This is a genomic window from Pseudomonas sp. 67(2021) (assembly GCF_017491835.1).
GTDB lineage: Bacteria > Pseudomonadota > Gammaproteobacteria > Pseudomonadales > Pseudomonadaceae > Aquipseudomonas > Aquipseudomonas atacamensis.
This window is the reverse complement of record NZ_JAFGYL010000010.1, coordinates 124,284-142,761: the sequence shown is the minus strand read 5'-3', so window position 1 is coordinate 142,761 and position 18,478 is coordinate 124,284. Positions and strand designations below refer to the sequence as shown.

Below are 18,478 nucleotides of genomic sequence, written 5' to 3'. Positions count from 1 at the left end.
TGAGTGGCTGGGAAGTTGTCTTACTTGCGCGTTACTGCAAGTAGCGAAGCCTACCGTTTTAACGGAAATTTCTGACGCTTGTAGCGCTTCATATCAATGTTTCGTCTCGCGGCTGACGGTAGCCCTGTGGGAGCGAGCCTGCTCGCGAAAGCGGTGGATCAGCCTCCAGATGTGCAAGCTGACTTATCGCCTTCGCGAGCAGGCTCGCTCCCACAGGGGATTTGTAGTGTCTTTGAGATTCCAACAGGCAAAAAAACGCCCCGATCCAGTCGGGGCGTCAGTTTTGCGGCTCTGCGGTTAGCTTTTTATCCGACCCGCAAAGGCCGTTTGCTCAGGTGTAGCCGAATCAGTGGAACTGTTCTTCTTCGGTCGAACCGGTCAGCGCGGTCACCGAGGACGAGCCGCCCTGGATCACGGTGGTCATGTCGTCGAAGTAGCCAGTGCCCACTTCCTGCTGGTGCGCAACAAAGGTGTAGCCCTTGGCGGCGTCAGCGAATTCCTGCTCTTGCAGCTTCACGTAGGCAGTCATGTCGTTGCGGGCGTAGTCGTGCGCCAGGTTGAACATGCTGTGCCACATGTTGTGAATGCCGGCCAGGGTGATGAACTGATGCTTGTAGCCCATGGCGGACAGTTCGCGCTGGAACTTGGCGATGGTCGCGTCGTCCAGGTTCTTCTTCCAGTTGAAGGAAGGCGAGCAGTTGTACGACAGCAGCTGGTCCGGGTATTCCTTTTTGATCGCTTCAGCGAAGCGACGGGCTTCTTCCAGATCCGGCTTGGCGGTTTCGCACCAGATCAGGTCCGCGTACGGCGCGTAAGCCAGGCCACGGGCGATCGCTTGATCCAGGCCGGCACGTACCTTGTAGAAACCTTCCTGAGTACGCTCGCCGGTCACGAATGGCTGATCGTACGGGTCGCAATCGGAGGTCAGCAGGTCAGCCGCGTTGGCGTCGGTGCGGGCCAGAATGATGGTCGGCGTGCCGGCAACGTCAGCTGCCAGACGGGCAGCGGTCAGCTTCTGCACGGCTTCCTGGGTTGGCACCAGAACCTTGCCGCCCATGTGGCCGCATTTCTTCACCGAGGCCAGTTGGTCTTCGAAGTGAACGCCAGCGGCGCCGGCTTCGATCATGCTTTTCATCAGCTCGTAGGCGTTGAGTACACCGCCGAAACCGGCTTCAGCGTCGGCCACGATTGGCGCGAAGTAGTCGATGTAGCCGTCGTCGCCCGGGTTCTTGCCGGCTTTCCACTGGATCTGGTCAGCACGACGGAACGAGTTGTTGATGCGCTTGACCACGGTCGGTACCGAGTCAACCGGGTACAGCGACTGGTCCGGGTACATCGATTCTGCGGAGTTGTTGTCCGCAGCCACCTGCCAGCCGGACAGGTAGATCGCCTGGATACCGGCCTTGACCTGCTGAACAGCCTGGCCGCCGGTCAGGGCGCCCATGCAGTTGACGAAATCTTTCTCTGGACGGAAGGACGGCTTGGCACCCTGGGTGACCAGGTTCCACAGCTTCTCGGCGCCCATCTTCGCGAAGGTGTGCTCTGGCTGAACCGAGCCACGCAGGCGGACCACGTCGGCAGCGGAGTAAGTGCGAGTCACGCCTTTCCAGCGCGGGTTCTCGGCCCAGTCTTTTTCGAGGGCTGCAATTTGCTGTTCGCGTGTCAGTGCCATGGAGATAAACCTCGTCGCGTCTTTTATGAAAAGTTGTTCTGCGGTGGAAAATTCCTGCGCTCGCTGACCAGAAGCTTAGGTGGTCAAGTCGGATTCGGCGGGGTAGGCGACGGGATGAACGATGGGCTCGAGGGGAAGTGAGCAGGTAGTGGCGGACTGCGGGGCGCATGCGGGCGTCGTGGGCCTTTATACGGACAACAGCGTGAAGCCGGGTTACCTAAATACGCTTCCGTCCCTCGGGACAACTTCGTTCCAGTCGGCAACCTCGTCAAACACACCTTGTGGGCGGTACAGACACGAAACGGCTCGCGGGGTAGGTGCGAGCGGCGCTTCGAAGGCCCTTGCCAGGGCCTCTGATTAGCGGGAGCGAGGCCATCATGCCTTCGCTTTTTTTTCGCGTCAAACGTTTTGTAGTGCTTTTTTCCAAGCACTACATCTTTCGTATAATACGACTAATCAGTCAGTTTTCGGTGCTTTAGTCCAGCGTGTCGACTTTCACCCGCAAGGTCATGTCATCCCGGCCTTGAGTCGAGTAGCTGCGGGTCAGGCCCTGTTTATCGGCCTGAGTCTGGCTATTGACGCCTGCCAGAGTGATCCATTCACCGAGGCGCCCGGTGACGGTTGTGTCGGTGCTTTGCACGTTCACTACATCGGGACGTTCCTGGCTCATGCGGTCACGGTTGGTACTGATCGCCAGATGAACGGTATCGCCGGTGACGCTGGCGGTGACGTAGAAACCCTGGGTGACGTTGCGGTATTGGGTCTCGCTGCTGTAACCGCCGTAGGAATCGCTCTGGGTGTTGGTGATCGGCACGCTCTGGCCGACCTGGATCAGCGCCGGAGTGCCTTCGCTGGTCTGCACTTGCTGAACGCCGCCGTTGCGGCTGGTGGTGCTGCGGCTGATGATCCGGGTCTGGCTCGGCTGGGCGCCATTGACCGCATAACCTTCGTCGCCGCGGCCATTGTTTTCGTTGGTGTCGACGGTGATCAGCAAGCGCTTCGGCGCGGTATCGAGTTGCGCCAGCAGATCCTTCAACTCCTGAATCTTGCCCGGCTCGGCCTTGACGATCAGCTGATTGCCGTAAGCGCTGACCTGACCGTCCTGGCCGATGAAATCCTGCGCCACTGGCAACATGTCAGCGCTGGTGTGGTATTTGAGGGGGACGATTTCTGTGGCTGCCAGCACCGAAAAACTGCAGCCGAGCAGCAGGGTGGTGAGCAGGGTGCGTAGGGACATGTCCGTTATCTCCGCGTTCGAAAGGCTTGATATTGCCAGTTTGTCGGCCCGGGGTGGGGCAAGTTGAATCGTAGACAGCAAAACGCCCCGGCATCGGTGGATGGCGGGGCGTGATCGTTCCCACGCTCTGCGTGGGAATGCAGCCAGTGACGCTCTGCGTCACATGCCGCAAGGGACGCGGAGCGTCCCGAGAAGCATTCCCACGCAGAGCGTGGGAACGATCAGGGCGGGGCTCAGGCCGAATGCCGAACCATGTCGACATGCGGAATCCCGGCTTCGAGGAATTCCTCGCTGACCAGGCTGAAACCCAGGCGCTCGTAGAACGCCGTGGCCTGCACCTGAGCGCTGAGCTTCTGCTGTTTCAGCCCGCGCGCTTCAGCTTCGGCGATGACCGCTTGCATCAGCGCATCACCGACCTTCATTCCGCGCCAGTCTTTGAGTACTGAAACGCGGCCGATGTGCCCGTCGGGCAACAGCCGCGCCGTGCCGATCGGGAAGTCGCCTTCGAACGCCAGAAAATGCACGGCGGTCGCGTCATCGGCGTCCCACTCAAGCTCGGGTGGCACCGATTGTTCGGCGATGAACACCGTTTCACGAATGCGCCGGATCTCGGCGATATCCTTCTGCCAGTCTGCGACACGAACGCGAATTTTATTCATCGGCGAACCCCAGGCTTCCTTGCTTGACCAGTTCGCAGAGCAGGCTGCGGCCGTCTTCGTCGCTCAGCCACTCGCCGAGGTTATCGGCGTGCAGGGCGTCAGCGGCGCAGATCAGCTTCAGCAGTTCGCGCAGCTTGCCCGGCAGGTAGCGGCTCTGGCCACTGGCGAACAGCAGGAGATCGTCGTCGACTTCCGACCAGGCCAGGCGCGCGCTCGGGTTGCGGATCAGCACGGCGCCATCCTGCAGGGCGGCGAGGAAGTCTTCTTCTTCGACGTCTTCCGGGCCGACCACCAATTCGGGGTAGCGCGGCTCGGTCATGTACTGGCCGAACCAGGTCAGCAGCAGACGCTCATCGCTCATGTGCTCGGCGAGCAGGCTTTTCAGGCGATCCAGCGCATCGTGTTGAATCTGGTGCGGATCGACCGCCGGCTTGGCGTCGGCATCGGTGTAGCGCTCTTCGTCGGTCAGGAACTGGCTGAGGAAGTCGGTGAAGTGGGTCAGCACTTCAGCGGCGCTTGGCGCGCGGAAGCCGACCGAGTAGGTCATGCAGTTGTCGACCGCGACACCGCAATGGGCCAGGCGCGGCGGCAGGTAGAGCATGTCGCCCGGTTCCAGCACCCATTCTTCGGTTTCGTGGAATTCAGCGAGGATGCGCAGGTCGGCGTGTTGCAGCAGCGGGCTCTCGGAATCGCACATCTGGCCGATTTTCCAGTTGCGCTTGCCGTGGCCCTGTAGCAGGAAAACATCGTAATTGTCGAAATGCGGGCCGACGCTGCCACCCGGTGCGGCAAAGCTGATCATCACGTCGTCGACGCGCCAGCTCGGCAGGAAGCGGAAGTTTTCCAGCAGTTCGCTGACTTCCGGCACGAACTGGTCAACCGCCTGCACCAGCAGCGTCCACTCTTTTTCTGGCAATTTGCTGAACTCGTCTTCGGCAAACGGGCCGCGACGCAGTTCCCATGGGCGCTCGCCGTGCTCGATGACCAGGCGCGATTCGACTTCTTCTTCCAGGGCCAGGCCGGCCAGTTCGTCGGCGTCGATCGGGCTTTCGAAGTCAGGAATCGCCTGACGGATCAGCAGCGGTTTTTTCTGCCAGTAGTCACGCAGGAATTCGCGTGCTGTGAGGCCGCCCAGAAGTTGAAGAGGAATATCGGAATTCATATGTAACCTATTGAAAAAAAGCACTTTTCAGACGGGAATAAAAACGCCCGGCGCGGCCGGGCGTCTCAAACGGGGCAAACGGTCGATCAGATGCGTTTGGCTTGTGCCACAGCGTTGCCGATGTAGTTGGCCGGAGTCAGTTGCTTGAGCTCGGCTTTGGCTTCGGCTGGCATGTCCAGGCCATCGATGAAAGTCTGCAGCGCTTCAGGGCTGATGCCCTTGCCACGGGTCAGTTCTTTCAGCTTTTCGTACGGGTTTTCGATGTTGTAGCGACGCATCACGGTCTGGATCGGCTCGGCCAATACTTCCCAGCAAGCGTCGAGGTCAGCGGCAATCTTCTGCTCGTTGAGCTCGAGTTTGCTGATGCCTTTGAGGCTGGCTTCGTATGCGATCACGCTGTGGGCGAAGCCGACACCGAGGTTGCGCAGGACGGTGGAGTCGGTCAGGTCGCGCTGCCAGCGGGAAATCGGTAGCTTGCTCGCCAGGTGCTGGAACAGTGCGTTGGCGATACCCAGGTTGCCTTCGGAGTTTTCGAAGTCGATCGGGTTGACCTTGTGCGGCATGGTCGAGGAGCCGATTTCGCCAGCGATGGTGCGCTGCTTGAAATAACCCAGGGAAATGTAGCCCCAGATGTCGCGGTCGAAGTCGATCAGGATGGTGTTGAAGCGCGCAATGGCGTCGAACAGCTCGGCGATGTAGTCGTGCGGTTCGATCTGCGTGGTGTACGGGTTGAAGCCCAGACCCAGCTCGTCTTCGATGAAGGCGCGGGCATTGGCTTCCCAGTCGATCTGCGGGTAGGCCGACAGGTGCGCGTTGTAGTTGCCGACGGCGCCGTTGATCTTGCCCAGCAGCGGCACGGCAGCGACCTGAGCGATCTGACGCTCGAGACGGTAAACCACGTTGGCCAGCTCTTTACCCAGAGTGGTCGGCGAAGCCGGCTGACCGTGGGTGCGCGACAGCATCGGCACGTCGGCGAAACGGATGGCCAGTTCGCGGATGGCGTTGGCGGTCTGGCGCATCAGCGGCAGCATCACGTCGTCACGGCCTTCGCGCAGCATCAGGGCGTGGGACAGGTTGTTGATGTCTTCGCTGGTGCAGGCAAAGTGGATGAATTCGCTGACCTTGGCCAGCTCCGGCAGCTTGGCCGCCTGCTCTTTGAGCAGGTATTCGATCGCTTTGACGTCGTGGTTGGTGGTGCGCTCGATCTCTTTGACGCGCTCGGCGTGCTCCAGCGAGAAGTTTTCAGCCAGTTCGTTGAGAACGGCGTTGGCCTCGGCGGAGAAGGCTGGCACTTCAGGGATGCCAGCGTGGGCGGCCAGGCGCTGGAGCCAGCGCACTTCAACCAGAACGCGGGCACGGATCAGGCCGTACTCGCTGAAAATCGGGCGCAGGGCCTGGGTTTTGCCGGCGTAGCGGCCGTCAACAGGGGAAACCGCAGTGAGCGAAGAGAGCTGCATGGGGTGTTCTCGGACAGTCGGGCAACGAAATGGGGCGCGTATCATACATGAAAAAATCCGCCGGTCCGTCGCCAACTGACCGGCGTATTACGCGTTACAGACTACAAAGCCTTCGTGACGCGGCGTTTACTCGCTGCGCATCAACGGATAAAGCTCTTTGAGCAGCTTGCGGCGGCTGATTACCAACTGCCAGCGATGACCACCGAGCTGACGCCACAGGCGCGCCGAGCGGATACCCGCGAGGAGCAGGGCGCGGATTTTCGAGGCGTTGCTCGGCTGCTGCAGGTTGCGCATATCGCCGTGCACCTGAATGCGCTGGCGCAGGGTGCTTAACGTGTCCTGATACAACGCACCGCAAGCGGCGACGACGTTTTCGTGCGCAGGGCCAAAATGCTCCACCTGCGACTGAATCTGCGGCAGGCGTTTGGCAATCGTCTCAAGCATGTCGTCACGCTTGGCCAGCTGTCGCTCCAGTCCGAGCATCGACAGGGCGTAGCGCAATGGCTCGCGCTGCAAAGTGCTTGGATCGCGCTCCAAAGCGCCGATCAATGCGCGATAACCCTCGCGCAGATTGATGTCGTCGCCACCGTACACGTCCAGCGTATCTTTCGGATCCCGTACCAACAGGCTGCCGAGCATGCAACTCAGGCCGGCCTCGTTGGTCTGGCCAGTCTTGGCGATGCGATCGACCAGCACGGCGGCGAGAAACACACCGCCCAGCGCTGTCAGTTGTTCCTGAGTCGGGCTCATGCCTGGCCGCTCCACGGCTCGGCCACTTCGATCACGCCGCCGCCGAGGCAGATTTCACCGTCATAGAAAACGACCGACTGGCCCGGCGTCACCGCGCGTTGCGGTTCGTCGAACACGGCGCGATAGCCGCTGGCGGTTTTTTCCAGGGTGCAGGCCTGATCGCTCTGGCGATAGCGCACTTTCGCCGTCAGGCGCAGCGGCTGGCTCAGATCGATCGGATTGACCCAGTAGATTTCCGAAGCGAGCAGGGCGCTGGAGAACAGCCATGGATGGTTGTTGCCCTGGCCGACGATCAGCTCGTTGGTCTGCAGATCCTTGCGCAGCACGTACCACGGCTCATCGCCGGCATCCTTCAGGCCGCCGATGCCGAGGCCCTGGCGCTGGCCGATGGTGTGGTACATCAAGCCGTGGTGACGGCCGATGACTTCGCCTTCGGTGGTCTTGATCTCGCCCGGTTGTGCCGGCAGGTATTGCTTGAGGAAATCGCTGAAACGGCGCTCGCCGATGAAGCAGATCCCGGTGGAATCCTTCTTCTTGGCGGTGGCCAGTTCGTATTTCTCGGCAATCGCGCGGACTTCAGGCTTTTGCAGCTCGCCGACCGGGAACAGGGTCTTGGCGATCTGTTCGCCACCAACGGCGTGCAGGAAGTAGCTCTGATCCTTGTTCGGATCGAGGCCCTTGAGCAGTTCGGTGCGGCCATCGATGTCGCGGCGGCGCACGTAGTGACCGGTGGCGATCAGGTCGGCGCCGAGCATCATCGCGTAGTCGAGAAACGCTTTGAACTTGATCTCGCGGTTGCACAGGATGTCCGGGTTCGGCGTGCGCCCCGCCTTGTATTCGGCGAGGAAGTGCTCGAACACGTTGTCCCAGTACTCGGCGGCAAAGTTGGCGGTGTGCAGCTTGATGCCGATCTTTTCGCAGACAGCCTGAGCATCCGCCAGGTCGTCCATGGCGGTGCAGTATTCCGTTCCGTCGTCTTCTTCCCAGTTCTTCATGAACAGGCCTTCCACTTCATAACCCTGCTCGATCAGCAGAAGGGCAGAAACGGAAGAGTCCACGCCGCCGGACATGCCGACAATGACGCGCTTCTTGGATGTGTCAGAAGGGGCTGGATCACGCATAGGGATTCAATGAGTGTCTTGGAAAAGGGCGCGATTCTATCAGGCTCACGGCCGCAAGGCTAAAGAGAAGGGCGGATCAGTTCGAGGCTGAAGTGATGACCGGCCAGATAATCGTCGATGCAGCGGATGATCAGCTCGCTGCGCCAGTTGTCACGCTGGGCGATTAATTCGTCGCGGGTCAGCCACTTGGCGCCGACAATGCCGTCGTCGAGTTGGTAATCCGGGTGATGCTGCACGGCTTTGGCGCTGAAGCATATGCGCTGGTAAGTCACGCCGTTGCTCGGTGCGGTATACAGATAAATGCCGATCACGCCGGTGGGTTCGACGTCCCAGCCGGTTTCTTCGAGGGTTTCGCGAATCGCCGCGTCGATCAGGGTTTCATCCGGGTCGAGATGACCGGCGGGCTGGTTGAGCACATTGCGCCCGCCCTTGTGTTCTTCGACCATCAGGAAGCGCCCGTTGTCCTCGACGATGGTGGCGACGGTGATGTGGGGGAGCCATTCCATAAGATTTCCTCGACGGTAGCGCGGTCAACTGTGGGAGCGAGCCTGCTCGCGAAAGCGGTGGGTCAGTCAACGAAGGTGCTGAATGATAAACCGCATTCGCGAGCAGGCTCGCTCCCACAAGGGATTTATGTTGTCAGTAGAAACACAAACCCCGGCACTCGGCCGGGGTTTGTTTACCGCATTACAACCTTAAACCAGCGCAGCAATCGCCGCGTTGAAGGTTGCGCTTGGGCGCATGGCCTTGCTGATCAGCTCGGCGTCGGCGTGGTAGTAACCGCCGATGTCGACTGGCTTGCCCTGCACGGCGTTGAGCTCGGCAACGATGGTCGCTTCGTTCTCGGTCAGGGTTTTGGCCAGAGTCGCGAACTGCGCTTGCAGTGCAGCGTCTTCAGTCTGGGCGGCCAGGGCCTGAGCCCAGTACATCGCCAGGTAGAAGTGGCTGCCGCGGTTGTCGATGTTGCCGACTTTGCGCGATGGCGACTTGTTGTTGTCGAGGAACTGACCGGTGGCCTGGTCCAGGGTTTTCGACAGCACCAGTGCTTTCGGGTTGTTGTAGTTCACACCCAGGTGCTCAAGGGAAGCGGCGAGGGCAAGGAACTCACCCAGCGAATCCCAGCGCAGGAAGTTTTCTTCAACCAGTTGCTGCACGTGCTTCGGCGCCGAACCGCCGGCGCCGGTTTCGAACAGACCACCGCCATTCATCAGCGGTACGATCGACAGCATCTTGGCGCTGGTGCCCAGTTCCATGATCGGGAACAGGTCGGTCAGGTAGTCGCGCAGTACGTTGCCGGTCACCGAAATGGTGTCCTTGCCTTCGCGGGTGCGCTGCAGGGTGTACTTCATCGCGTCGACCGGCGCCATGATCTGGATGTCCAGACCGCTGGTGTCGTGATCCTTCAGGTAGGCCTGAACCTTCTCGATCACCACGCCATCGTGAGCGCGCATCGGGTCGAGCCAGAAGATCGCCGGCGTGCTGCTCGCGCGAGCACGGTTGACGGCCAGTTTGACCCAGTCCTGGATCGGCGCGTCTTTGGTCTGGCACATGCGGAAGATGTCGCCGGCTTCGACAGCCTGTTCCATCAGCAGCTTGCCTTTGCTGTCGGTGACGCGAACAACGCCGTCAGCCTTGATCTGGAAGGTCTTGTCGTGGGAGCCGTACTCTTCGGCTTTCTTCGCCATCAGGCCGACGTTCGGCACGCTGCCCATGGTGGTCGGATCGAAAGCGCCATTGGCTTTGCAATCTTCGATCACCGCCTGGTAGATGGTCGCGTAGCAACGATCCGGGATCACAGCCTTGGTGTCGTGCAGCTGACCGTCGGTGCCCCACATCTTGCCGGAGTCACGGATCATCGCTGGCATCGAGGCGTCAACGATGACGTCGCTCGGCACGTGCAGGTTGGTGATGCCTTTGTCGGAGTTGACCATCGCCAGCGACGGACGAACGGCGTAGACCGCTGCGATATCGGCTTCGATCTGCGCTTGCTGCTCGGCCGGCAGGGCCTTGATGCGCGCGTACAGATCGCCGATGCCGTTGTTCAGATTGAAGCCGATCTGGTTCAGCACGTCAGCGTGCTTGGTCAGTGCGTCTTTATAGAACTCGGCAACGATCTGGCCGAACATGATCGGGTCGGAGACCTTCATCATGGTCGCTTTCAGGTGCACCGAGAGCAGCACGCCCTGGGCCTTGGCGCTTTCGATTTCGGCAGCGATGAACGCACGCAGGGCGTTTTTGCTCATCACGGCGCAGTCGAGGATCTCGCCAGCCTGAACGGTGGTTTTTTCTTTCAGAACGGTGGCAGCACCGTCCTTGGCGATCAGTTCGATCTTCACAGCGTCAGCGGCGTCGATCAGGACAGCTTTTTCGCTGCCGTAGAAATCGCCGGTGCTCATGTGTGCGACGTGAGACTTGGAGTCCTTGGCCCAGGCGCCCATCTTGTGCGGGTGCTTGCGCGCGTAGTTCTTCACCGACAGCGGAGCGCGGCGGTCGGAGTTGCCTTCACGCAGAACCGGGTTCACGGCGCTGCCCTTGACCTTGTCGTAACGCGCCTTGGCGTCTTTGTCGGCGTCGCTGGTCACGGTTTCCGGGTAGTCCGGCAGGTTGTAGCCCTGCGCCTGCAGCTCTTTGATCGCGGCTTGCAGCTGTGGCACCGAAGCACTGATGTTCGGCAGCTTGATGATGTTGGCTTCAGGCGTAACGGCCAGGTCGCCCAGTTCGGCGAGGTGGTCGGCTACGGCTTTGTCACCCAGTTGCTCGGGGAAGCTTGCCAGGATGCGCGCTGCAAGAGAGATATCGCGGGTTTCCACGGCGATATCGGCCGAGGCGGTGTAAGCCTCGATGATCGGCAGCAGGGAATAGGTGGCGAGGGCAGGAGCTTCGTCGGTGAAGGTATAGATGATCTTCGAGCGGGTGGGCATATTCGGATTAACTCTCTCTTCTTTGCTAAAGCGTGCGCAGAAACTCGAGGGGCGCCGGGTAAGCGCGTTCGTTCAAAGTCATCCATGAACCGAATGTCGAGATTCTTCGCGGTGATGTTGGGTGCATCAGTAGAGCGTCAAGCAGTCAGGCTGCGGTAACAACCCGACCAATCAGGCGGAAAGTCTCGTGCTAGAGAGGCCAGCCGTCGTGACCCTGTGGTCAGCGGGCGGCATTATACATAGGTAGCTGGCAATCTGCCGATGGTTCATATGCAACGATTCTCGTCCATTGGTCTAAAGGTCGCAGGGCGCGACCGGGCAAAGACTCGTTACGAATGCTGGACTTTGGCGCTTTTCCCTTTGCTTTCAGGCTTGTAGGAAACGAGATGTGCGCGGCGCAGGAACATAGGGTTTGCGTGTTGATTCAACTGGGTTACGCTCGAAGCAAGCCAGGTGTTCAATCCAAACAATGGAGTTCAGCATGGGTTACAAGAAGATTCAGGTTCCAGCCGTCGGTGACAAAATCACTGTCAATGCAGACCATTCTCTCAATGTTCCTGATAACCCGATCATCCCCTTCATCGAAGGTGACGGTATTGGTGTCGACATCAGTCCGGTGATGATCAAGGTTGTCGATGCTGCTGTTGAAAAGGCCTACGGCGGCAAGCGCAAGATTTCCTGGATGGAAGTCTACGCCGGCGAAAAGGCCACTCAGGTTTATGACCAGGACACCTGGCTGCCGCAGGAAACCCTCGACGCGGTCAAGGATTACGTGGTCTCCATCAAAGGCCCGCTGACCACTCCGGTCGGTGGCGGCATCCGCTCGCTGAACGTGGCCCTGCGTCAGCAACTCGACCTGTACGTCTGCCTGCGCCCGGTGCGCTGGTTCGAAGGCGTGCCGAGCCCGGTGAAAAAGCCCGGCGATGTCGACATGACCATCTTTCGCGAGAACTCCGAAGACATCTACGCGGGTATCGAATGGAAGGCCGGTTCGCCGGAAGCCACCAAGGTCATCAAATTCCTTAAAGAAGAAATGGGCGTCACCAAGATCCGTTTCGACGAAAACTGCGGCATCGGCGTCAAGCCGGTCTCCCGCGAAGGCACCAAGCGTCTGGCGCGCAAGGCTCTGCAATATGTGGTCGACAATGACCGCGACTCGCTGACCATCGTGCACAAAGGCAACATCATGAAGTTCACCGAAGGTGCCTTCAAGGAATGGGCCTACGAAGTGGCCGCCGAAGAGTTCGGCGCGACACTGCTGGACGGCGGTCCGTGGATGCAGTTCAAGAATCCGAAAACCGGCAAGAACGTTGTGGTCAAGGACGCCATCGCCGACGCCATGCTCCAGCAGATCCTGCTGCGCCCGGCCGAATACGATGTGATCGCTACGCTTAACCTCAACGGTGACTACCTGTCCGACGCGCTGGCGGCGGAAGTGGGTGGTATCGGTATTGCGCCGGGCGCCAACCTGTCCGACACCGTGGCGATGTTCGAAGCGACCCACGGTACCGCGCCGAAATATGCCGGCAAGGACCAGGTCAACCCGGGCTCGCTGATTCTCTCGGCCGAGATGATGTTGCGTCATATGGGCTGGACCGAAGCGGCGGACCTGATCATCAAGGGCACCAACGGTGCGATCGGCGCCAAGACTGTTACTTATGATTTCGAGCGCTTGATGGATGGCGCGAAGCTGGTGTCGTCTTCTGGGTTCGGGGATGCGTTGATTTCGCATATGTAAAAGCTGCAGGTACGCAAAAACCGCCTGACTCGATGGGTTGAGTCAGGCGGTTTTTTATGACCGAATGTTTTGAGGCTTCAACTGGTTGCCGTTTGTTTTTTCGTGGCAATCGAGCTTGGCGTCGAAGCTGCTTCGACCGGAGTTATCTTCACGGCATGCAAGCCTTTGGGGCCTTGAACGATGTCGAATGTGACTGCCTGACCCGCTTTCAGGGTCTTGTACCCTTCCATTTCAATGGCCGAGTAGTGGGCAAAGAAATCAATGTCCTTGCCATCCTCATCGCGACCTTCCCGGGCGTCGGTATTGATAAAGCCGAATCCCTTGGCATTGTTGAACCATTTCACCTTGCCGACAGCCATGCTCAAATCCCTCTGCAACAGACTCCATCGCTGGAGTATCATCCACGACATCCGCAATCGAATTCGATAAAAGAATTGACTCCGCGGATCTTTTTTACCCACTGTGGGCTCTATTGGTTGTAACACCGTTTTCCCGATAGTCAAGGTGACCGGGCAGTCGTAGTTGAAAACGTGTGCAACCGCCCCCACCACTGTATTCGCACAACTGACGAACCTTTTTTTCCATGCATGCAATCAGCCAGATTCGACTAACATTCAATCAGGATCGCCCGCTTCTCCAAAAGGATCTTCCACAGGAGCACGACGACGATTCGGCAGGCGTTGCTGTTCAGGAAGCAAAGCCCGCGTTACAGGCGCCGCCGATGTACAAGGTGGTTTTGTTCAACGATGACTACACACCGATGGATTTCGTCGTCGAAGTGCTCGAGGTGTTTTTTAACCTGAATCGCGAGCTGGCGACCAAGGTCATGCTGGCCGTCCATACAGAAGGACGGGCGGTATGTGGAGTGTTTACCCGCGACATCGCCGAGACAAAGGCCATGCAGGTCAACCAGTACGCCAGGGAAAGCCAGCATCCGCTACTCTGTGAAATCGAGAAGGACGGTTAATCGCCGACCACTTGGGTATGAGGTGAAGCTATGTTAAACCGCGAGCTCGAAGTCACCCTCAATCTTGCCTTCAAGGAGGCTCGTTCGAAGCGTCATGAGTTCATGACCGTCGAACATCTCCTGCTGGCCCTATTGGATAATGAGGCTGCCGCCACCGTTTTGCGTGCCTGCGGCGCAAACCTCGACAAACTCAAGCATGATCTGCAGGAGTTCATCGACTCCACCACGCCATTGATCCCCGTGCATGACGAGGATCGCGAAACCCAGCCAACCCTGGGCTTCCAGCGTGTCCTGCAGCGTGCTGTTTTTCATGTACAGAGCTCGGGCAAACGCGAAGTGACCGGCGCCAACGTGCTGGTCGCCATCTTCAGTGAGCAAGAGAGTCAGGCAGTGTTCCTGCTGAAACAGCAGAGCGTGGCGCGCATCGATGTCGTCAACTACATCGCCCACGGCATTTCGAAAGTACCGGGGCACGGCGATCATTCTGAAGGTGAACAAGATATGCAGGACGACGAGGGCGGTGAGTCTTCTTCTTCAGGCAATCCTCTGGATGCTTATGCCAGCAACCTCAACGAACTCGCGCGCCAGGGTCGCATCGATCCGCTGGTCGGCCGTGAATCGGAGGTCGAGCGTGTCGCGCAGATCCTCGCGCGCCGGCGCAAGAACAATCCGCTGCTGGTGGGTGAGGCAGGCGTGGGTAAGACCGCAATTGCCGAAGGCCTGGCCAAGCGCATCGTCGACAATCAGGTGCCGGATCTGCTGGCCAATGCGGTGGTTTATTCGCTCGATCTTGGCGCTCTGCTCGCGGGTACCAAGTATCGCGGTGATTTCGAGAAGCGCTTCAAGGCGCTGCTCAATGAGCTGAAAAAGCGTCCGCAGGCGATCCTGTTCATCGACGAAATCCACACCATCATCGGTGCGGGTGCTGCTTCCGGTGGCGTGATGGATGCGTCCAACCTGCTCAAGCCGCTGCTGTCGTCTGGCGACATTCGCTGCATCGGTTCGACCACATTCCAGGAATTTCGCGGCATCTTCGAGAAGGATCGTGCCTTGGCGCGTCGCTTCCAGAAGGTCGATGTCGTCGAGCCGTCGGTGGAAGACACCATCGGTATCCTGCGCGGTCTGAAAGGGCGTTTCGAGCAGCACCACAATATCGAATACAGCGATGAGTCGTTGCGTGCCGCTGCCGAACTGGCGTCGCGCTACATCAATGACCGGCACATGCCGGACAAGGCCATCGACGTGATCGACGAAGCGGGCGCCTACCAGCGTCTGCAACCGGTAGAGATGCGCGTCAAGCGTATCGAAGTGCCACAGGTCGAGGACATCGTCGCGAAAATCGCGCGGATTCCGCCAAAGCACGTCACCAGTTCCGACAAGGAGCTGCTGCGTAACCTGGAGCGTGACCTGAAGCTGACGGTGTTTGGTCAGGACGCGGCGATCGATTCGCTGTCGACTGCGATCAAACTGTCCCGCGCCGGCCTCAAATCGCCGGACAAGCCAGTCGGTTCGTTCCTGTTTGCCGGGCCTACCGGTGTCGGTAAAACCGAGGCCGCGCGACAACTGGCCAAGGCCCTGGGCATTGAACTGGTGCGTTTCGACATGTCCGAGTACATGGAGCGGCACACCGTATCGCGTCTGATCGGTGCGCCTCCAGGCTATGTCGGTTTCGATCAGGGCGGTCTGTTGACCGAAGCCATTACCAAGCAGCCGCATTGCGTATTGCTCCTCGATGAAATCGAGAAGGCGCATCCGGAAGTCTTCAACCTGCTGTTGCAGGTCATGGACCACGGCACGCTGACCGACAACAACGGGCGCAAGGCGGATTTCCGCAACGTGATCGTGATCATGACCACCAACGCCGGTGCCGAGACGGCCGCGCGGGCTTCGATCGGTTTCACTCATCAGGACCACTCGTCCGATGCGATGGAAGTGATCAAGAAGAGCTTCACGCCGGAATTCCGTAACCGTCTGGACACCATTATCCAGTTTGGTCGCCTCAGCCATGAGGTCATCAAGAGTGTGGTGGACAAGTTCCTCACCGAGCTTCAGGCGCAGCTGGAAGACAAGCGTGTGTTGCTTGAGGTTACTGATGCTGCGCGTAGTTGGCTGGCGGCGGGTGGTTATGACTCGGCGATGGGTGCACGTCCGATGGCGCGTCTGATCCAGGACAAGATCAAGCGTCCGCTGGCGGAGGAGATTCTGTTTGGCGAACTGGCCGAGCATGGCGGTGTGGTGCACATCGACATCAAGGATGGGGAGTTGACGTTCGACTTCGAAACCACTGCAGAAATGGCCTGACGGCTGTGGGTCAAGAGGGCGCCTTCGGGCGCCTTTTTGTTGTCCGGTGTTTTTGGGCTTTGGATGTATATCCGTTGCTGCGGTGATGGCTTATTACGGTTTCGCCCTTACGGCGAGTCACCTTTTTCAAACGCCAAAAAGGTAACCCAAAAGGCTTGCTCCTGCGTTCGGCCCTCGCAGGCTCGGGTTCCTTCGCTGCGGGATCGATCCGGGCGCAGCGGCTACGGTTTGCTTCGCTGCACCTCCTTCCGCTGTGTCTGGCTGCGCCAGACGGTCGCTGCGCTCCCACGCCCTGATCAATCCCTCCACTCAGCCTTCCGACGTCGCCGGTGGATCAAGATCAAAAGCACTCGAGCTTGCGCTCATTGTTGAGTGGGGCGGCTTCGCCGCGGGCAGCTGCGCTGCTTGCTTTTCTGTGGGAGCGAGCCTGCTCGCGAAGGCGGCCCGCAGGTCAACCCGTTTCTGTCGAATGCGCGCGATCCAATCGTAGGGGCTGCCGAAGGCTGCGATCTTTTGATTTGCATGCTGTAAGCGCGAAACCGCCAGCCCCAAAACCTCAAAACGCAGATACAAAAACGCCCGGCATTACCCGGGCGTTCTGTATTGACTTGATTAACGAGCGCGGTAAGTGATCCGCCCTTTGCTCAAGTCATAGGGCGTCAGCTCGACGCGCACTTTGTCGCCGGTAAGAATACGAATGTAGTTCTTGCGCATCTTGCCGGAAATATGCGCGGTTACGACGTGCCCATTTTCCAACTCCACACGAAACATGGTGTTGGGCAGGGTGTCGACGACAGTGCCTTCCATTTCGAAGCTGTCTTCTTTCGACATGCAGTAAAGCCCTCGGTATCCAATGAATGGCCCGGTGCAACTGCGCCAGGCAAAAGCGGCGTGCATTGTGCCCGAAAAATGGTGTTTACGCCAAGGGGTTTAGGCCGCAGGTTCAGTTCAGGATGACCCAGCGCTGATTGATCAGCAATTCGATGGGTCGATATTGCGTCTTGTAATTCATCTTTTTGCAGTTCTTGATCCAGTAACCCAGGTACACGGCCTCAAGTCCCAGGCGCTGGCTCTCGGCGATTTGCCAGAGGATTGCGTAACGGCCGAGGCTGCGGCGTTCTTCGTTCGGTTCGTAGAAGGTGTACACCGCCGACAGGCCGTTGGGCAGCAGATCGGTGACCGCCACTGCGAGCAACCGTCCGTCGAGTCGAAACTCGTAGAAGCGCGAGAAGGGCAGGTCACGCACCAGGAACGTCGAGAACTGATCACGGCTTGGCGGGTACATGTCGCCGTCGGCATGGCGCTGTTCGATGTAGCGCTGGTACAGGTCGAAATATTCTTCGCTGAAGTGCGGTTTGACCGGCTGCACCTGCAAATCCGCGTTGCGTTTGTAGATACGCTTCTGCTGGCGATTGGCGATGAACTGGGCGGAAGGAATGCGCGCAGGCACGCACGCATTGCAATTCTGGCAATGCGGCCGGTACAGATGATCGCCGCTGCGACGAAAGCCCATTTCCGACAGGTCTGCGTAGACATGCACATCCATGGGCTGACTCGGGTCGAGAAACAGCGTCGTGGCCTGCTCCTCGGGCAGATAACTGCAAGAGTGGGGCTGAGTGGCATAAAACTTCAAACGCGCCAACTCGGTCATGAATCAACCCTCGGGATAAGCTGGTGGATTAAGTGTAAGCCACCTGCGCAAAAGTCGCTCAGCAAACCCAGGTCGCCGAATTCGGTTGGTCGAGATGGCGTTGCAGATAGTCGGCGAATTCGCCGCGCGGAATGGATCGTGCACCGAGGCTGTGCAGGTGATCGGTCGGCATCTGGCAATCGATCAGCACAAACCCGGCGGCTTTCAAATGCTGGACCAGCGTGGCAAAGCCGTATTTGGACGCGTTGTCGGCACGGCTGAACATCGACTCGCCAAAAAACAGTTGGCCCATTGCCAGGCCATACAGGCCGCCGACCAGCTGTCCCTCGTCCCAGACCTCAACCGAATGAGCGAAACCGCGCCGATGCAATTCTACGTAAGCATCCTGCATGGCCTCGGTGATCCAGGTGCCGTCGGCGTAGTCACGCGGGGCAGCGCAGGCGCGGATGACGGCGTCGAAATCCTGATCGAAAGTCACTTGATAGCGTTGCTTGCGCAGCAGCTTTCCGAGACTGCGCGAGACGTGCAGTTCGTCGGGAAACAGCACGGTGCGAGGGTCTGGCGACCACCAGAGAATGGGTTGGCCTTCGGAGAACCAGGGAAAGCAGCCATGGCGATAGGCCTGGATCAGGCGGTCGGCGGACAGATCGCCGCCGGCGGCGAGCAATCCGTTCGGCTCGCGCATGGCTTTTTCCAGTGGCGGAAAGGTCAGGGAATTACGTTGTAACCAAGTCAGCATGGCATCCAGGCTTGCAGAAGGGGAGGGCGGTCAGGGGCGTGCAGGCCCCGCGAAAGAGTTTGCCGCGAAACGGCGCCGCTGTCCTGCACAGTTGTCTGGTGCA

The 18,478-nt window shown here is 59.3% G+C and carries 16 protein-coding genes; 3 read left to right on the top strand and 13 right to left on the bottom strand.

Annotated features, from left to right (window positions below; all coding sequences use genetic code 11):
* Positions 1-346: 346 nt before the first annotated feature.
* The 9 genes from aceA to J5M66_RS14760 all read right to left on the bottom strand — a co-directional run bounded on the left by aceA (position 347) and on the right by J5M66_RS14760 (position 10,979).
* Positions 347-1,672, bottom strand: coding sequence for an isocitrate lyase (gene aceA / locus J5M66_RS14800; protein ID WP_016775277.1), 1,326 nt, complete (start codon positions 1,670-1,672; stop codon positions 347-349).
* Positions 1,673-2,147: 475 nt separating this feature from the next.
* On the bottom strand, positions 2,148-2,909 hold the full coding sequence (locus J5M66_RS14795) for a secretin N-terminal domain-containing protein (protein ID WP_123442124.1): 762 nt from the start codon (positions 2,907-2,909) through the stop codon (positions 2,148-2,150).
* 233 nt (positions 2,910-3,142) lie between these two features.
* A complete protein-coding gene (locus J5M66_RS14790) occupies positions 3,143-3,568 on the bottom strand; it encodes a GNAT family N-acetyltransferase (RefSeq protein ID WP_016775275.1) in 426 nt (141 codons plus the stop codon).
* A complete protein-coding gene (locus J5M66_RS14785; RefSeq protein ID WP_016775274.1) occupies positions 3,561-4,730 on the bottom strand; it encodes a cupin domain-containing protein in 1,170 nt (389 codons plus the stop codon). The genes J5M66_RS14790 and J5M66_RS14785 overlap by 8 nt, the downstream gene beginning before the upstream one ends.
* An 86-nt stretch (positions 4,731-4,816) precedes the next feature.
* On the bottom strand, positions 4,817-6,187 hold the full coding sequence (purB, locus tag J5M66_RS14780; protein WP_003223822.1) for an adenylosuccinate lyase: 1,371 nt from the start codon (positions 6,185-6,187) through the stop codon (positions 4,817-4,819).
* A gap of 126 nt (positions 6,188-6,313) precedes the next feature.
* Positions 6,314-6,937, bottom strand: coding sequence for a high frequency lysogenization protein HflD (gene hflD, locus J5M66_RS14775; RefSeq protein ID WP_039763308.1), 624 nt, complete (start codon positions 6,935-6,937; stop codon positions 6,314-6,316).
* Complete coding sequence (gene mnmA / locus J5M66_RS14770) at positions 6,934-8,058, bottom strand: tRNA 2-thiouridine(34) synthase MnmA (protein ID WP_207808122.1); 1,125 nt, start codon at positions 8,056-8,058, stop codon at positions 6,934-6,936. The genes hflD and mnmA overlap by 4 nt, the downstream gene beginning before the upstream one ends.
* A 59-nt stretch (positions 8,059-8,117) precedes the next feature.
* Positions 8,118-8,564, bottom strand: a complete 447-nt coding sequence (locus J5M66_RS14765) for an NUDIX hydrolase (RefSeq protein WP_016775271.1) — start codon at positions 8,562-8,564, stop codon at positions 8,118-8,120.
* 189 nt (positions 8,565-8,753) lie between these two features.
* On the bottom strand, positions 8,754-10,979 hold the full coding sequence (locus J5M66_RS14760) for an NADP-dependent isocitrate dehydrogenase (protein WP_071172899.1): 2,226 nt from the start codon (positions 10,977-10,979) through the stop codon (positions 8,754-8,756).
* 481 nt (positions 10,980-11,460) lie between these two features.
* On the opposite strand from J5M66_RS14760, the gene icd reads away from it, so the two are divergent.
* Complete coding sequence (gene icd / locus J5M66_RS14755) at positions 11,461-12,717, top strand: NADP-dependent isocitrate dehydrogenase (protein WP_024013414.1); 1,257 nt, start codon at positions 11,461-11,463, stop codon at positions 12,715-12,717.
* 77 nt (positions 12,718-12,794) lie between these two features.
* Here the strand turns inward: icd and J5M66_RS14750 are convergent, their stop codons facing one another.
* A complete protein-coding gene (locus J5M66_RS14750) occupies positions 12,795-13,076 on the bottom strand; it encodes a cold shock domain-containing protein (protein ID WP_016775267.1) in 282 nt (93 codons plus the stop codon).
* A gap of 224 nt (positions 13,077-13,300) precedes the next feature.
* Here J5M66_RS14750 and clpS point away from each other — a divergent pair, with 224 nt between their 5' ends.
* Positions 13,301-13,684: an ATP-dependent Clp protease adapter ClpS gene (gene clpS, locus J5M66_RS14745; protein ID WP_011334948.1), complete on the top strand. Its 384-nt coding sequence runs from the start codon at positions 13,301-13,303 to the stop codon at positions 13,682-13,684.
* A gap of 30 nt (positions 13,685-13,714) precedes the next feature.
* The gene (gene clpA / locus J5M66_RS14740; RefSeq protein WP_016775266.1) at positions 13,715-15,985 is read left to right on the top strand and encodes an ATP-dependent Clp protease ATP-binding subunit ClpA; all 2,271 of its coding nucleotides are present in this window, start codon (positions 13,715-13,717) and stop codon (positions 15,983-15,985) included.
* A gap of 612 nt (positions 15,986-16,597) precedes the next feature.
* On the opposite strand, the gene infA is transcribed toward clpA, so the two are convergent.
* The 3 genes from infA to aat form a co-directional block, all read right to left on the bottom strand.
* Positions 16,598-16,816 (bottom strand): translation initiation factor IF-1, encoded by a 219-nt coding sequence (gene infA, locus J5M66_RS14735; RefSeq protein WP_002553999.1) that lies wholly within the window; start codon positions 16,814-16,816, stop codon positions 16,598-16,600.
* A gap of 112 nt (positions 16,817-16,928) precedes the next feature.
* Positions 16,929-17,636, bottom strand: coding sequence for an arginyltransferase (locus J5M66_RS14730; RefSeq protein ID WP_016775265.1), 708 nt, complete (start codon positions 17,634-17,636; stop codon positions 16,929-16,931).
* 58 nt (positions 17,637-17,694) lie between these two features.
* On the bottom strand, positions 17,695-18,375 hold the full coding sequence (aat, locus tag J5M66_RS14725; RefSeq protein WP_076563519.1) for a leucyl/phenylalanyl-tRNA--protein transferase: 681 nt from the start codon (positions 18,373-18,375) through the stop codon (positions 17,695-17,697).
* Positions 18,376-18,478 lie beyond the last annotated feature (103 nt).

Bases quoted from the DNA above. Each gene is read 5' to 3' on its own strand.
- mnmA (WP_207808122.1), bottom strand. From the start codon at position 8,058: ATGCGTGATCCAGCCCCTTCTGACACATCCAAGAAGCGCGTCATTGTC.
- J5M66_RS14785 (WP_016775274.1), bottom strand. From the start codon at position 4,730: ATGAATTCCGATATTCCTCTTCAACTTCTGGGCGGCCTCACAGCACGC.
- J5M66_RS14790 (WP_016775275.1), bottom strand. From the start codon at position 3,568: ATGAATAAAATTCGCGTTCGTGTCGCAGACTGGCAGAAGGATATCGCC.
- hflD (WP_039763308.1), bottom strand. From the start codon at position 6,937: ATGAGCCCGACTCAGGAACAACTGACAGCGCTGGGCGGTGTGTTTCTC.
- J5M66_RS14760 (WP_071172899.1), bottom strand. From the start codon at position 10,979: ATGCCCACCCGCTCGAAGATCATCTATACCTTCACCGACGAAGCTCCT.
- purB (WP_003223822.1), bottom strand. From the start codon at position 6,187: ATGCAGCTCTCTTCGCTCACTGCGGTTTCCCCTGTTGACGGCCGCTAC.
- clpA (WP_016775266.1), top strand. From the start codon at position 13,715: ATGTTAAACCGCGAGCTCGAAGTCACCCTCAATCTTGCCTTCAAGGAG.
- aat (WP_076563519.1), bottom strand. From the start codon at position 18,375: ATGCTGACTTGGTTACAACGTAATTCCCTGACCTTTCCGCCACTGGAA.
- J5M66_RS14730 (WP_016775265.1), bottom strand. From the start codon at position 17,636: ATGACCGAGTTGGCGCGTTTGAAGTTTTATGCCACTCAGCCCCACTCT.
- clpS (WP_011334948.1), top strand. From the start codon at position 13,301: ATGCATGCAATCAGCCAGATTCGACTAACATTCAATCAGGATCGCCCG.
- icd (WP_024013414.1), top strand. From the start codon at position 11,461: ATGGGTTACAAGAAGATTCAGGTTCCAGCCGTCGGTGACAAAATCACT.
- J5M66_RS14765 (WP_016775271.1), bottom strand. From the start codon at position 8,564: ATGGAATGGCTCCCCCACATCACCGTCGCCACCATCGTCGAGGACAAC.
- J5M66_RS14795 (WP_123442124.1), bottom strand. From the start codon at position 2,909: ATGTCCCTACGCACCCTGCTCACCACCCTGCTGCTCGGCTGCAGTTTT.
- J5M66_RS14750 (WP_016775267.1), bottom strand. From the start codon at position 13,076: ATGGCTGTCGGCAAGGTGAAATGGTTCAACAATGCCAAGGGATTCGGC.
- infA (WP_002553999.1), bottom strand. From the start codon at position 16,816: ATGTCGAAAGAAGACAGCTTCGAAATGGAAGGCACTGTCGTCGACACC.
- aceA (WP_016775277.1), bottom strand. From the start codon at position 1,672: ATGGCACTGACACGCGAACAGCAAATTGCAGCCCTCGAAAAAGACTGG.